This is a genomic window from Xylanimonas protaetiae (assembly GCF_004135385.1).
Lineage (GTDB): Bacteria > Actinomycetota > Actinomycetes > Actinomycetales > Cellulomonadaceae > Xylanimonas > Xylanimonas protaetiae.
The window spans coordinates 3,299,457-3,313,777 of sequence record NZ_CP035493.1 but is presented as its reverse complement, the minus strand read 5'-3'; the positions used below and the strand labels follow the sequence as shown (position 1 = coordinate 3,313,777).

12 protein-coding genes are annotated in these 14,321 nt (G+C 73.3%); 9 read left to right on the top strand and 3 right to left on the bottom strand.

The window, feature by feature from the left end; genetic code table 11:
• Positions 1–44 precede the first annotated feature (44 nt).
• Both ET471_RS15380 and ET471_RS15375 read right to left on the bottom strand, forming a co-directional pair.
• On the bottom strand, positions 45–719 hold the full coding sequence (locus tag ET471_RS15380; RefSeq protein WP_129189733.1) for a potassium channel family protein: 675 nt from the start codon (positions 717–719) through the stop codon (positions 45–47).
• Positions 719–1,372 carry a potassium channel family protein gene (locus tag ET471_RS15375; RefSeq protein WP_129191064.1) on the bottom strand — a complete coding sequence of 218 codons (654 nt, stop codon included), beginning with the start codon at positions 1,370–1,372 and terminating at the stop codon, positions 719–721. The genes ET471_RS15380 and ET471_RS15375 overlap by 1 nt, the downstream gene beginning before the upstream one ends.
• 117 nt (positions 1,373–1,489) lie before the next feature.
• Between ET471_RS15375 and ET471_RS15370 the strand changes: the two genes are divergently transcribed.
• The 9 genes from ET471_RS15370 (at position 1,490) to ET471_RS15330 (ending at position 13,805) form a co-directional block, all read left to right on the top strand.
• Positions 1,490–3,493 (top strand): APC family permease, encoded by a 2,004-nt coding sequence (locus tag ET471_RS15370; protein ID WP_129189731.1) that lies wholly within the window; start codon positions 1,490–1,492, stop codon positions 3,491–3,493.
• 26 nt (positions 3,494–3,519) lie between these two features.
• Positions 3,520–4,866: a class I SAM-dependent RNA methyltransferase gene (locus tag ET471_RS15365; protein ID WP_129189729.1), complete on the top strand. Its 1,347-nt coding sequence runs from the start codon at positions 3,520–3,522 to the stop codon at positions 4,864–4,866.
• 124 nt (positions 4,867–4,990) lie between these two features.
• Positions 4,991–5,497 (top strand): hypothetical protein, encoded by a 507-nt coding sequence (locus ET471_RS15360; RefSeq protein ID WP_129189727.1) that lies wholly within the window; start codon positions 4,991–4,993, stop codon positions 5,495–5,497.
• A gap of 48 nt (positions 5,498–5,545) precedes the next feature.
• Complete coding sequence (locus ET471_RS15355) at positions 5,546–7,003, top strand: flotillin family protein (RefSeq protein WP_129189725.1); 1,458 nt, start codon at positions 5,546–5,548, stop codon at positions 7,001–7,003.
• Positions 7,004–7,052: 49 nt separating this feature from the next.
• Complete coding sequence (locus ET471_RS18250) at positions 7,053–8,444, top strand: NYN domain-containing protein (protein WP_207207282.1); 1,392 nt, start codon at positions 7,053–7,055, stop codon at positions 8,442–8,444.
• A gap of 183 nt (positions 8,445–8,627) precedes the next feature.
• Positions 8,628–8,936 carry a hypothetical protein gene (locus tag ET471_RS15345; protein WP_129189723.1) on the top strand — a complete coding sequence of 103 codons (309 nt, stop codon included), beginning with the start codon at positions 8,628–8,630 and terminating at the stop codon, positions 8,934–8,936.
• A gap of 123 nt (positions 8,937–9,059) precedes the next feature.
• Complete coding sequence (locus ET471_RS15340; protein WP_129189721.1) at positions 9,060–11,870, top strand: aconitate hydratase; 2,811 nt, start codon at positions 9,060–9,062, stop codon at positions 11,868–11,870.
• A 199-nt stretch (positions 11,871–12,069) separates the two neighbouring features.
• On the top strand, positions 12,070–13,041 hold the full coding sequence (locus ET471_RS15335; protein ID WP_129189719.1) for an ABC transporter ATP-binding protein: 972 nt from the start codon (positions 12,070–12,072) through the stop codon (positions 13,039–13,041).
• Complete coding sequence (locus tag ET471_RS15330) at positions 13,038–13,805, top strand: ABC transporter permease (RefSeq protein WP_129189717.1); 768 nt, start codon at positions 13,038–13,040, stop codon at positions 13,803–13,805. The genes ET471_RS15335 and ET471_RS15330 overlap by 4 nt, the downstream gene beginning before the upstream one ends.
• Positions 13,806–13,875: 70 nt before the next feature.
• On the opposite strand, the gene ET471_RS15325 is transcribed toward ET471_RS15330, so the two are convergent.
• A complete protein-coding gene (locus ET471_RS15325; protein ID WP_129189715.1) occupies positions 13,876–14,319 on the bottom strand; it encodes a DUF1801 domain-containing protein in 444 nt (147 codons plus the stop codon).
• Positions 14,320–14,321 lie beyond the last annotated feature (2 nt).

Below are 14,321 nucleotides of genomic sequence, written 5' to 3'. Positions count from 1 at the left end.
GATCCGATCCTCGGGGCCGCCCGTCTCGTGTGACGGAGCGGTTCTCAGGCCTGGCGGGTCTTGCCCACCAGCAGTTCCTGGAGCACCTCCGGCTCCACCTCGCGGCCGTTGACGAGCAGCAGCTCGTCGCCGGCCTCGAGCGTGTCGTCCGGCGTCGGGGCGATGGGCCGCGGGCCGCGCACGATGCAGGCCAGCACGGTGTCGGCGGGCCAGTCGATGGCACCCACGCGCGTGCCGACGAGCGGCGAGTCCGCGGGGAGCGTGATCTCGAGGATGTCCGCGCCCGACTGGTGGAAGGTGAAGATCTTCACGACGTCGCCGACGGCGACGGCCTCCTCGACCATCGCCGTCATGATGCGGGGCGTCGAGACGGCGACGTCCACGCCCCACGACTCGTCGAACATCCACTCGTTGCGCGGGTTGTTGACGCGTGCGACGGTGCGCGGCACCCCGAACTCCGTCTTGCACAGCAGCGAGAAGACGAGGTTCGCCTTGTCGTCGCCGGTCGCCCCGACGACGACGTCCGCGTCGGCCACCGCCGCGTTCTCGAGCGTCGGCAGCTCGCAGGCGTCCGCCAGCAGCCAGTCCGCCTCGGGCACCTGCGCGACACGCATCGCGGCAGGGTTCTTGTCGATGATCGTGACCTCGTGGTCGTGGCCCAGGAGCTCGCGGGCGATCGAGCGCCCCACGGACCCGGCACCGGCGATGACGACCTTCATCAGGCCTCCTTGGGATCGGGTGCCTGGGTCAGCAGGCGCTCGACGGCGTCGGCGTCGTCGGACCGCATGAGGACGTGCAGCACGTCGTTCTCCTGCAGCACCGTGTCGCGGGTGACCATGACGCCGTCCGTGTAGCGGGACAGGAACGCGACGCGCACGCCCGTGACCTCCTCGATGCGGCGCACCGACACCCCGGCCCAGCCGGGGTGGTAGTCGACCTGCGCGAGGCGCACCTGGCCGGACGGGTCGCGGTACTCGTCCGTGGCGCCGAGCGGGAGCATGCGGCGCAGCACCTGGTCGGAGGTCCAGCGGACCGTGGCGACCGTGGGGATGCCCAGGCGCTGGTAGATCTCGGCCCGCTTGGGGTCGTAGATGCGCGCGACGACGTTCTCGACGCCGAACGTCTCGCGCGCCACCCGGGCCGCCAGGACGTTCGAGTTGTCGCCGTCGGACACCGCGGCGAACGCGTACGTGTCCTCGATCCCGGCCTGGACCAGCGTCTCGCGGTCGAACCCGATGCCCGTGACCTTCTGGCCGCCGAAGTCGCCGGACAGCCGGCGGAACGCCTCAGGGTTCTGGTCGATCACCGCCACCGAGTGCCCGCGGGACTCGATCTCCTGCGCGAGGGTGGCGCCGACCCGGCCGCAGCCCATGATCACGAAGTGCACGTGCGGAACGCTACACGTCGGCCCCGGCCGTCGTAGATGCGTCCGCGCCGTCGGTGGACCTGTCGGGGATGCGGCGGCTCGTTCCGCCTACAGTTGCTGCTTGTGTCGGACATCGCGGACGCCGCCAAGCGGATCCTGCTCGGGCGCCCCATGCGCAGCGAGCACCTGGGGCACACGCTGCTCCCCAAGCGCATCGCGCTCCCCATCTTCGCCTCGGACGCGCTCTCGTCGGTCGCCTACGCGCCCGACGAGATCCTGCTGACGCTCGCGCTCGCCGGCCTCGCCGCCTCGACCATCTCCCTGTGGGCGGGCCTGGGCGTGGTGTTCGTGCTGGTCATCGTGGTGCTGTCGTACCGGCAGAACGTGCACGCCTACCCCTCGGGCGGTGGCGACTACGAGGTCGCGACCACCAACCTGGGGGCGCCCGCGGGCCTGTCGGTCGCCTCGGCGCTGCTCGTCGACTACGTGCTCACCGTGGCCGTGTCGATCTCGTCGGCCGCGCAGTACGCTGCCTCCGCCATCCCGGCGCTGCGCGGGCACGAGGCGCTCGCGGCCGTCGTCGCCGTGGTGCTGCTCACCATGATGAACCTGCGCGGCGTGCGCGAGTCCGGCACGTTCTTCGCCGTGCCCACCTACCTGTTCATGGCGCTCATCGGCCTCATGGCGGTCGTCGGCGGCGTCCGGTACTTCACCGGCACGCTCCCCATGGCCGAGAGCTCCGGCCTGACGGTCGTGCCGCAGGCCGGGTTCGACCAGGGCCTCATGGGCCTGGCGGGCGCGTTCCTGTTCGCGCGCGCCTTCGCGTCCGGCTGTGCGGCCCTCACCGGCGTGGAGGCCATCTCCAACGGCGTCCCGGCCTTCCGCAAGCCCAAGTCCCGCAACGCGGCCACCACCCTGGCAATGCTGGGCGGGATCTCGGCGACCTTCGTCATCTCGATCCTGCTGCTCGCGCAGGCGACCGGCGTCAAGTACGTGGAGGACCCGGCCCGGCAGCTCACGCTCGACGGCGGCCCGATCCCCGCGGACTACGTGCAGCACCCCACGATCGGGCAGCTCGCCGCCGCCGTGTTCCAGGGCTTCCCGGTCGCGTTCTACGCCGTCTCCGCCATCACCGGCATCATCCTCGTGCTCGCGGCGAACACGGCGTTCAACGGGTTCCCCGTGCTCGGCTCGATCCTCGCGAAGGACGGCTACCTGCCCCGCCAGCTGCACACGCGCGGCGACCGGCTCGCGTTCTCGAACGGCATCATCACGCTCGCCGTCGCGGCGATCCTGCTCATCGTGGCCTTCGACGCCCAGGTCACGCGGCTCATCCAGCTCTACATCGTGGGCGTGTTCGTGTCGTTCACGCTGTCCCAGCTCGGCATGATCCGGCACTGGGGCCGCGAGCTGAAGCGTTCCTCCGACCCGGCCGCGCGCACGCACATGCTGCGCTCGCGCGTCATCAACGTCGTCGGCTTCGTGTGCACCGGGACCGTGCTGATCATCGTGCTGCTGACCAAGTTCGTGCACGGCGCCTACATCGCGATCATCGCGATGGCGGTGCTCTACCTGGTCATGCTCGCCATCCACAAGCACTACGGCCGGGTGCGCGAGGAGCTCTCGCTCGAGGACGTCGCGGCCGCCCGCGCGCTGCCGTCGCGCGTGCACGCCATCGTGCTCGTCTCGCGGATCCACAAGCCGACCATGCGGGCGCTGGCCTACGCGCGGGCCTCCCGCCCGTCGGTGCTGGAGGCCGTCACCGTGGGCGTCGACCCCGACGACGTCGCCGACCTCACCGCCCAGTGGGAGGCGCTCGACCTGCCGGTGCCGCTGCGGATCCTCGACTCGCCGTTCCGCGAGATCAGCCGGCCGATCCTCACCTACGTGCGGTCGGTGCGCCGCGAGTCGCCGCGCGACCTCGTCGTGGTCTACATCCCCGAGTACGTCGTCGGCCACTGGTGGGAGCAGCTGCTGCACAACCAGTCGGCGCTGCGCCTCAAGGGCCGCCTGCTGTTCACGCCGGGCGTCGTCGTGGCGTCCGTGCCGTGGCAGCTCGCGTCCTCGGAGGGCCAGACCGGCCTGGAGGACACCACCTACGTCCAGGGTCGCCTCCAGCGCTTCTGACCTCCCGCGTGGGGGAGGATGGGGCCGTGCCCTCGCCTCGCAGCTCTCGCCCCGCCCGTCCTGCCCGTCCCGTCCAGCGCCGGCCGCGCCCCCGGCCCGTCGACGCCGACGCCGGCCAGGAGCTCGAGCTTGTCGTCGGGCCCGTGGCGCACGGTGGGCACGCCGTCGCCCGCCTAGAGGGGCGCGTCGTGTTCGTGCGGCACGCCCTGCCGGGGGAGCGGGTCCGCGCCGTCGTGACCGAGGGCGGCCCCAAGTTCTGGCGGGCCGACGCCGTCGAGGTGCTCTCCGACCCGTCGCCCGACCGCGTCCCGTCCGCCTGGCCGGAGGCCGGCCCGGGCGGCGTCGGCGGTGGCGAGCTCGCGTTCGTCTCGCTCGACGGGCAACGGCGCTGGAAGGCCGCCGTCGTCCGCGAGCAGCTGCAGCGCCTCGCCGGCCTCGACCGCGACGTGACGGTCGAGTCCGCCCCCGGCGACGAGGAGCGCGGCGGCCTGCACTCCCGCACGCGCGTCGACCTCGTCGCCGACGCCGAGGGCCGCGCGGGCATGCGCAAGTTCCGCTCCCACGACGTCGTGCCGCTGGACGCCATGCCGCTCGGCACCGCGGAGGTCGCGGCGCTCGCCGACGCCGAGGGCGTGTTCACGCGCCGCTGGGCGCCGGGAGCGCGGCTGGAGCTCGTGGCGCCCGGCGACGGGTCCGAACCCGTGCTGCTCGTCGACGGCGAGCTGTGGCGCGGCGGTCGCGCCGACCGGCGCCCCAACGCACGGCGCGCGGTCGCCGAGACGGTGACGCCGCGGCGCGCGTCGGGCGTCGCCGCGACGTTCCGCTACCGGGTCGCCGCGGACGGCTTCTGGCAGAACCACCGCGAGGCGCCGGCCGTGCTGAGCGGCGCGGTGCTCGACGCCGTCGGCGACCTGTCCGGGGCCAGCGTCCTCGACCTGTACTCGGGCGCGGGCCTGTTCACGCTCCCGCTCGCCGCGGCCGTCGGCTCCGACGGCCGCGTCGTCGCCGTCGAGGGCGACGCCCGTGCCGTCAAGGACGCGCGCCGCAACGCGCACCACCTGCCGCAGGTCGAACTGCACCTCGGTGCCGTCGACCGCGTGCTCGCCGACGGCGACGCCGGCGGTGCGGGCGTCGGGAACGCCGACGTCGTCGTGCTGGACCCGCCGCGCGCAGGCGCGGGCCGCGGCGTCGTCGAGGCCGTCGCGCAGCGCGGCCCCGGCCGCGTCGTCTACGTCGCGTGCGACCCGGCGGCCCTCGCCCGCGACGTCGCCTACTTCGCGGGGCACGGTTACGCACTCGGCGAGCTGCGGGCGTTCGACCTGTTCCCCCATACGCACCACGTGGAGGCGGTGGCGGTCCTGGAGCGGGTCTGACGATCGTCCGCCACCGGGACGACGGTCCGTCCGTACGCGTGCGGCGCCGGGGCGCCTGGAGCCGCCGCGGGCAACTTCGGCGGACCCCTGGTCGGCGGGGTCGCGTTCTGCCACGATGTGCGCCGTGACCACCGGGTTCCTCGTCGTCGGCATCGCCGCCACCGTCGTCGCGCTGCTCGCCCTGCTGTTCGACGGGGTGTTCGAGGCGTTCGACCTCGACCTGCCCGGCGACGGGTCCGTGTCGGTGCTCGCCCTGACCGGTGGCCTCGCCGCGTTCGGGTGGTCGGGCCTGGCCCTGGCGTCGCTGACCGACCTGCCGTCCTGGGCGATCGTGCTGATCGCCGTCGCGGCCGGTGTCCTCGTCGCCGCGGGCGGCGGGGTGCTGACCTCGGTGCTGCGCCGCCAGTCCACGCCCGACGGCGCGGGGAGCGTCGCCACGCTGACCGGCGTCACGGGCGTCATGGACACGCCCGCCGCGCCCGGGAAGCCCGGCGTGGTGCGCGTCGTCTACTCCGGCTCGCCGCGCACCCTGACCGCGCACGCCACCGTCGCCGTCGCGGCAGGGACCCTCGTCACCGTGGCCGCCGTCGTCTCGCCCGACGTCGTCCGCGTCACGCCCGCCGAGGCGTGAGCGCGCGACCCCGCAGTTCCCACCCTCGAGGTTCCTGGAGAGCCACCCATGTCGTCTGAACTGACCGCCATCGTCTCCGTCGTCGCGCTCGTGGTGGTGATCGCGATCGTCATCGGCGCCGTCGTCTCGCGCTACCGCATCCCCAAGGCCAACGAGGCGCTCGTCATCACCGGCGGCAAGGGCGGCACCGAGGGCGTGAAGGTGGTCATCGGCTCCGGCGTGTTCGTCGTGCCGTTCATCCAGCGCTCGGCCTCGATCTCGCTCGACGCCACCGAGGTGCCCATGCGCGTGGACGAGGGCGTCACGTCCGACAAGATCAAGGTCACCGTCGACGCCGTCGCCCTCGCCAAGATCGACGGCACCCCCGAGGGCGTGCGCGCCGCCGCCCAGCGGTTCCTCCACCGCGAGGAGGAGGTGCCCGGCGTCGTCGCGACGGTGCTCGCGGGTGCGCTGCGCGGCGTCGTCGGCAACATGACGGTCGAGGAGGTGCTCGCCGACCGGGCGAAGTTCGCCACCGAGATCAAGGACGAGGCCGCCAAGGCACTCAGCGAGTCCGGGCTGCGGATCGACACCCTCCAGATCAACGCGATCCAGTCCGACCCGGCCGACTACATCGTCAACCTGGGCCGCCCGCAGGCCGCCGCCGTCCGCCGCGAGGCCGAGATCGCCGAGGCGTCCAACGCCCAGCAGGCCGCCAAGGCCCAGGCGGAGTCGCGCATCGCCATCGCCGAGGCGAACAAGATGGCCGCGCTGCGCGAGGCCGAGTTCAAGAAGGAGACCGACGCCGCCCAGGCCGAGGCCGCCGCCGTCGGGCCCAAGGTGGCCGCGGCCCAGCAGGCCGAGATCACCCGGGCCGAGCAGGGCAACGCCGAGCAGCAGGTCGAGCTGACCAAGCTGCGCCTCGACTCCGAGGTGCGCGCCAAGGCGGACGCCGACCTCTACTCGGCGCAGAAGCAGGCCGAGGCCAAGCAGTACGCGGCGCAGAAGCAGGCCGACGCCGACCTCTACGCCGCGGAGAAGGCCGCCGCGGCGCGGGCCGTGGCCGTCGAGCGCGCCGCCGCCGCCGAGAAGGTGCGCCTCGAGTCGGAGGGCACCGGTCTGGCGAACTCGCTCAAGGCCCAGGGCCTGGCCCAGGCCGAGGCCACGCGCGCCAACGGCCTGGCCGACGCCGAGGCGGTCCGCGCCAAGGGTGAGGCCGAGGCCGCCACCAACACGCTGCTCGCCGAGGCGTACGAGAAGTACGGCCAGCAGGCCGTCATCGACCGTGTCCTGGCCGCACTGCCGGCCATGATCGAGGCCGCCGCGAAGCCGCTCGGGGAGATCGACACCATCACCGTGCTCGGCGACCCGGCCGGGGCGTCCAAGATCACGGGGCTCGCGACGGACCTGCTCACCCAGGTGCCGGCCGTCGCCAAGGCCACCACGGGCGTCGACCTGATCGGCCTGCTCCAGACGTTCCTCGCGGGGCAGAACGGTCACGCCCAGCTCGGCTCGAAAGACGCCTGACCGGCCCGGCGACCCGGTGACGGGCGGGCAGGCATGGGAGCCTTGACCTATGCCTGCCCGCTGCTCCGTCTATATCGACGCCGGTTACCTGCTCGCCTCCGCCGCCACCCGGGTCACGGGGACGTCCCTGCGCTCCGGCATCCACGTGGAGTTCGGCAAGCTCATCGAAGGCATCCGCCGGCAGGCCGAGGCCATCTCGGGCATGCCCGTGCTGCGCGTGTACTGGTACGACTCCGCACGCAACGGCGTCCCCGACCCGCAGCAGCAGCGCATCGGCGAGCTGCCGCGGGTCAAGCTGCGGCTCGGGCGGTTCGGGATCGACGGCCAGCAGAAGGGCGTCGACCTGCGGCTCGGCCTCGACCTCGTCACGCACGCGCGCAACCAGGCGGCCGAGGTGTTCCTGCTCGTCTCCGGTGACGACGACTTCACCGAGGCCGTGGAGGAGGCCCAGGTGCACGGCGTCGAGGTGGTGCTGCTCGCCGCACCCGACGCGAACGGCGGCGCGCACGCCGTGAGCCGGCACCTCCAGCGGGCCGCCGACGAGCTGCACGTGATCGACGCCGCGCTCGTCGACGAGGCGGTGCTCAAGGTGGAGCGGCCCCGGGCGGCGGAGACCGAGGAGGAGGCCGCGGCCCTCGCCGAGGCGGAGGGGGTCGCCGAGGCGCTCCAGGCCGGGGAGGTGCTCGTCGACGCCGCCCTGCCGGGTGCAGCGACGGCCGCCGAGGTGCCGGAGCCCGCCGCCCCGGCTTCCGCGGCCGGGCCGGCCGTCGCGCCTGCTCCTGCCGTCGCGCCCGCGCCCGCCGTCGCGGGGCCCGCCGTCGCGGCGATCCCCGCCGCCCCCGCCGCGGAGGGCGCGCCCGTGCCCACCCCGACGCCCGGCCCGGGCCGCCGCCCCGCACCCGGCCCGACGCCGGGCCCGACTCCCGGCCCGCGCCCCGCCCGCGTGCCCGCGGAGCCGGGTGCCGCCCCCGCCCCGTCGAAGCCCGTCGCGCCCACGCCCGTCGCGCCCCCGGCGCCCGTCGCGCCCACGCCCGCCACGCCCCCGGCCCCCGTCGCGGTCCCGGCCGGGCCGGGCGCCGCGCCGTCCGGCCCGCGCACCCCGAAGGACATCGCCGCCGCGATGCGCCGCCCCGAGGGCGACGGCGTGGTGCTCCCGCCCGACGCCGTCCCGCGCACGAGCACCTTCGCCGACGAGTTTCACGCCACCGTCGTCGCCGTCGTCGGCCGTGTGCTCAACTCGCTGGCGCTGAGCTCGACGCCACTGGCCTGGAAGGCGCTGGAGCTGGGCCGCCCGTCCATCCCGCGCGAGGTCGACAAGGCGCTGCTGCTCGACGTCACGGCCGCGATGGGCGTGATCGACCTGTCCGACCTGGAGCGGCACGAGATCCGCGAGAGCTTCTGGACGGCGTACGACGCGCTCGTCGCGGCCGCGCGCGCCTGACCCGGGCGCCCGCGCGCGTCCCAGGCGGTCGGCGCGTCCCGAGGCGGCTGCGGACGGCTCGTACGCGCGCCAGCGGACGCACCGACCAGGCATCGCGGCCAGCCCGGGTCCCGCCGGCGTCCGGGTCCCTACCCTGGAACGGTCGGCCGGAGAGCCCGCTGACGTCGTCCCGAAGGAGCACGAGTGCTGACCATCCACACGACGCCGAACGGCCCCTACCTCATCGTCCTCGGGGTGGTCGTCGGCCTGCTCGCCCTGGGACTCGGCGCCGTGTTCCTGGGGGTCCGGATCGCGACGAAGCGGCAGTGGGCGCGCGAGCAGCGGGCGCGGGCGCTCGCGGGCAACCAGCACACCCGGCTCGACGACGTCCTCGCCGGGCTCGCCGCGAGCAAGGAGGCCGGGCGTCATCCCGCGCTGAGCGACGAGGACCCTCTGGCGACGGGCTCGGACGTGGAGCAGGCGCGGTTCCAGGTCGGCGGTCCGCAGGTCTGAGCACCGCTCCTCTCGCGGGCGCAGAGACAGTTATCTTGACATCAAGATAACTGGGTTATGCTGGGCGAAGTGCCCGGGGACGCTCCCGGGCGGACCCCGGAACACCCCGATGGAGGAGCCGTAGTGAGCAGCGTGGACACGTTCGGATCGAGGGGGACGCTCTCGGTCTCCGGGAAGGACTACGAGATCTTCCGGCTGTCGGCCGTCGAGGGTCTCGAGCGCCTCCCGTACTCCCTGAAGGTCCTGGCCGAGAACCTGCTTCGCACCGAGGACGGCGCGAACATCACCGCGGACCACGTCCGCGCCCTGGCGTCGTGGGACCCGCAGGCCGAGCCCGACACCGAGATCCAGTTCACGCCCGCGCGCGTGATCATGCAGGACTTCACGGGCGTGCCCTGCGTCGTCGACCTCGCCACCATGCGCGAGGCCGTCGCGGCGCTCGGCGGCGACCCGGACCGCATCAACCCGCTCGCGCCGGCCGAGATGGTCATCGACCACTCGGTGCAGATCGACGTGGCCGGACGCGCCGACGCGTTCGCCCGCAACGTCGAGCTCGAGTACCAGCGCAACCACGAGCGCTACCAGTTCCTGCGCTGGGGCCAGACGGCGTTCGACGACTTCAAGGTCGTCCCCCCGGGCACCGGCATCGTCCACCAGGTCAACATCGAGTACCTGGCCCGCACGATCATGACCCGGGGCGGCCAGGCCTACCCCGACACGTGCGTCGGCACCGACTCGCACACCACCATGGTCAACGGCCTGGGCGTGCTCGGCTGGGGCGTCGGCGGCATCGAGGCCGAGGCGGCCATGCTCGGCCAGCCCGTGTCGATGCTCATCCCGCGCGTCGTGGGCTTCAAGCTCTCGGGCTCGATCCCGTCGGGCGTGACCGCCACGGACGTCGTGCTCACGATCACGCAGATGCTGCGCAAGCACGGCGTCGTCGGCAAGTTCGTCGAGTTCTACGGTGCAGGCGTCGCCCAGGTGCCGCTGGCCAACCGCGCCACGATCGGCAACATGTCGCCGGAGTTCGGCTCGACGGCCGCGATCTTCCCGATCGACTCCGTCACGGTCGACTACCTGCGCCTCACCGGCCGCTCCGAGGAGCAGCTCGCGCTCGTCGAGGCGTACGCCAAGGAGCAGGGCCTCTGGCTCGACGCCGACGCCGCGGAGCCGCAGTTCTCCGAGTACCTCGAGCTGGACCTGTCGACGGTCGTCCCGTCGATCGCCGGCCCGAAGCGCCCGCAGGACCGCATCGAGCTGTCGGCCGCGAAGGACTCGTTCGCCTCCTCGATCCTCGACTACGTCGACGCCACCGAGGCGGCCCCGTTCCGCAACGGCTCGCTGACCGGCCTGGACGAGGCGTCGTCGGAGTCCTTCCCGGCGTCCGACCCGGTCGCGCTCGGGCACGACGACGGCACCGGTGAGCCCGTGGCGCCCGTGCACGGCGACACCGCGCACCGCCCGCACAAGGTCACCCCGGTGACGCTGGCGAACGGCACGACGACGGAGCTCGACCACGGCCACGTGGTCATCGCCTCCATCACGTCCTGCACCAACACGAGCAACCCGTCGGTCATGCTGGCCGCCGCCCTCCTGGCCAAGAAGGCCGTGGAGAAGGGCCTCGAGGCCAAGCCGTGGGTCAAGACGTCGATGGCGCCGGGCTCGCAGGTCGTCACCGGCTACTACGAGAAGGCCGGCCTGTGGCCGTACCTCGAGAAGCTCGGCTTCCACCTGGTCGGCTACGGCTGCGCCACCTGCATCGGCAACTCCGGCCCGCTGGCCGACGAGGTCTCGGCCGCCGTCAACGAGCACGACCTGTCGGTCGTCTCGGTGCTCTCGGGCAACCGCAACTTCGAGGGCCGCATCAACCCGGACGTCAAGATGAACTACCTGGCGTCCCCGCCGCTGGTCATCGCGTACGCCCTGGCCGGCACGATGGACTTCGACTTCGACACGCAGCCCCTGGGTCTCGACGAGGACGGCATCCCGGTGTTCCTCCGCGACATCTGGCCGACGCCGGAGGAGGTCCAGACGACGATCGACGGCTCGATCGACCGCGAGATGTTCGAGGCCGACTACGCCGACGTCTTCAAGGGCGACGAGCGCTGGCGGGCGCTCGAGGTGCCCACGGGCGCGACGTTCGCGTGGGACGAGCAGTCGACCTACGTGCGCAAGCCCCCGTACTTCGACGGCATGGAGGCCACCCCGGCCCCCGTCGCCGACATCACGGGCGCCCGCGTGCTGGCGAAGCTGGGCGACTCGGTCACCACCGACCACATCTCGCCCGCCGGCTCGATCAAGCCCGACAGCCCGGCCGGCACGTACCTGGCCGAGCACGGCGTCGAGCGCCGCGACTTCAACAGCTACGGCTCGCGCCGCGGCAACCACGAGGTCATGATCCGCGGCACGTTCGCGAACATCCGCCTCAAGAACCAGCTCCTCGACGGCGTCGAGGGTGGCTTCACGTACAACTTCGTGAAGGACGCCCAGGACACCATCTACGACGCCGCGCAGGACTACGCCGCGGCCGGCACCCCGCTCGTGGTGCTCGGCGGCAAGGAGTACGGCTCGGGCTCGTCGCGCGACTGGGCCGCCAAGGGCACCGCGCTGCTGGGCGTCAAGGCCGTCATCACCGAGTCGTTCGAGCGCATCCACCGCTCCAACCTCATCGGCATGGGCGTGCTGCCGCTGCAGTTCCCGGTCGGCCAGAACGCCGGCTCGCTCGGCCTGGACGGCACCGAGGTGTTCGACATCGCGGGCATCACGGCCCTCAACGACGGCGAGACGCCGTCGACGGTGGCCGTGACGGCGACGAAGGCCGACGGCTCCGTCGTGGCGTTCGACGCGGTCGTCCGCATCGACACCCCCGGTGAGGCGGACTACTACCGCAACGGCGGCATCCTGCAGTACGTGCTGCGCTCGCTGGTCGCCTGACCGGCCGCACCGACGGGGGACGCCCCGTCTGCTTCGCGAGAAGCAGGCGGGGCGTCCCCCGTTCCGGGGCACGTCGCGCACGACGACGGGGCAGGTCGCGCACGACGACGGGGCAGGTCGCGCACGATGACGAGGCACGTCGCGCACGACGGGGCGACGGCATCGGGCGGGATCGAGGGTGCTCCGCGACGATGGGGTCATGGCGACCCCCGCACTGCGCATCTCCGGGCTGCGCAAGGAGTACCCGCGCCGCGGCGCACCCCGGATGTCCACCCGAGCGCGGACCCGCGGCGGCCCCGAGGGCGAGGACGCCGGCCCGGTGATCGCTGTCGACGGCATCGACGTCGAGATCGCGCCCGGGGAGATCGTCGCGTTCCTCGGCCCCAACGGCGCCGGCAAGACGACGACACTCGACATCGTCCTCGGGCTGAGCGAGCCGACGGACGGCGTCGTCGAGGTGCTCGGCACCACGCCGCGCAAGGCGATGCTGGCCGGGCACGTGTCCGCGGTGCTCCAGACCGAGGGCCTGCTGCGCGACCTCCGGGTGGGCGAGACCGTGCGGGCGATCGCCGCGCTGCACGGCGTCGAGGGCCGTGTGGACGCGGTCATGGAGCGGACGGGCCTCGCCCGGCTCGCGGGCCGCAAGGTGCAGGCGTGCTCGGGCGGGGAGCAGCAGCGGCTGCGCTTCGCGCTCGCCCTGCTGCCCGACCCGCAGCTCCTGATCCTCGACGAGCCGACCGCCGGCATGGATGCGGCCGCCCGCCGCGACTTCTGGGACACGATGCGGGCAGAGACGCACGCGGGGCGCACCGTCGTCTTCGCCACGCACTACCTGGAGGAGGCGCAGTCCTTCGCGCCCCGCACCGTGCTGATCGACGGCGGCCGCATCCGCGCGGACCGGCCCACGGACGAGCTGCGCGAGATGGTCGGCGACCGGGTCGTCTCCGCGACGCTGCCGCCGTCGGGCGTTGCGGCCGCGCTCGCGGCGGTCCGCGCCCTGCCCGGCGTGCGCGAGGCGCGCGCCGAGGGCGCCCGCCTGGTGGTGCACGGCACGGGGTCCGACGACGTCGCCCGCCTGCTGCTGACCACCACCGCGGCGGTCGACCTCGAGGTGAGCGCGCCGTCCCTCGAGGCCGCCTTCTTCGCGCTCACCGAGGAGGGGCGGAAGTGAACCTCACCTATCTGCGCATCGACCTGGTCCGCCAGCTGCGCGACGTCGCGAACCTGGCGTTCGTCATCGGCCTGCCGGTGGTGATGTACGTGATCTTCGGCTCGACGTTCGGCGACGGCGGCGAGATGGCCCGGAACGGGAACGTGCAGTTCTACGTCATGACGTCGATGGCGATCTACGGTGCCTCGGTGGCGACGACGTCGATCGCCGGCATGGCCGCCATCGAGCTCATGCAGGGGTGGGGGCGGCAGCTGGGGCTGACGCCGATGCGCCCCATGGGCTACGTGGCGACCAAGGTGGTCGTGGCGCTGACGGTCTCGGCTGCCGCCGTGGCCGCGGTCTTCCTGGCGGGCCTCCTCACGGGCGCGGAGGCGACGTCGGCGGGGGTGTGGCTCCTCTCGGCCCTCGTCGCGTGGCTGGGCTCGGCGCTGTTCGCGCTGTACGGGCTGGCGATCGCGCAGAGCTTCCGGTCGGAGAGCGCGGTCTCGATCGCGTCGGCGGGCCTGGTGCTGTTCGCGTTCCTGGGCAACCTGTTCGTGCCGTTGTCCGGGACCATGCTCCAAGTCGCGCGGTTCATGCCCATGTACGGGTACGCGGGGCTGGCGCGGTGGCCGCAGCTCGAGGGGACAGTCATCGGCACCGGCCCTGACGTCCCGTCGAGCCAGGACTCGTTCGGCGGGCTGATCCTCAACGTCGTGATCTGGGCGGCCGTGTTCGCCGGGATCGCCGCGTGGGCGGTCCAGCGGGGCAGGCAGCGGCAGTGACCGGGTCTCGACCCCGGGTCGAGGGTCGTGGGCCCGTCCGGAGGCCCGGGTCGAACCCTCGACCTGAGGGTCAGGCTTCGCGGGCGCGCTGCCCGAACACCCCGGCGGTGAGGGCCGCGTAGGACGCGCGGACGATCTCCTTCAGCACCCCGAGGTCGACGTCGTCGAGGTCCTTGAGGTACAGGCATCCGACGCCGGCCCGGTACGGGCCGAGGCGGTCGAGGCGCTCGTGGTGCGCGGCGAGACCGTCGGCGAGGTAGACGACGGTGGCGTCCTTGCGCGGCGAGAACGCGGCCGCGCCGCCGGTGCCGGAGCGGCCGCTGGCGTACCGGTACTCGTAGGTGCCGAACGCGACGATCGACGTGCCGAACATCCTCGGCTCCTGACCGGTGGCGCGCCGCATGAGCTCCAGGAGGGTGAGCCCGTCGCGGCGCCGCACCGGGTGGGCGACGGCGTCGACGAACGCGTGCGGGTCGGCGTCGGAGAACTGGGTGGCGGGCTTCGTCGCGGCCATGG

Excerpts from the sequence above, each read along its gene's own strand:
- ET471_RS15380 (WP_129189733.1), bottom strand. The coding sequence starts at position 719 with ATGAAGGTCGTCATCGCCGGTGCCGGGTCCGTGGGGCGCTCGATCGCC.
- ET471_RS15375 (WP_129191064.1), bottom strand. The coding sequence starts at position 1,372 with ATGGGCTGCGGCCGGGTCGGCGCCACCCTCGCGCAGGAGATCGAGTCC.
- ET471_RS15355 (WP_129189725.1), top strand. The coding sequence starts at position 5,546 with ATGTCGTCTGAACTGACCGCCATCGTCTCCGTCGTCGCGCTCGTGGTG.
- ET471_RS18250 (WP_207207282.1), top strand. The coding sequence starts at position 7,053 with ATGCCTGCCCGCTGCTCCGTCTATATCGACGCCGGTTACCTGCTCGCC.
- ET471_RS15335 (WP_129189719.1), top strand. The coding sequence starts at position 12,070 with ATGGCGACCCCCGCACTGCGCATCTCCGGGCTGCGCAAGGAGTACCCG.
- ET471_RS15325 (WP_129189715.1), bottom strand. The coding sequence starts at position 14,319 with ATGGCCGCGACGAAGCCCGCCACCCAGTTCTCCGACGCCGACCCGCAC.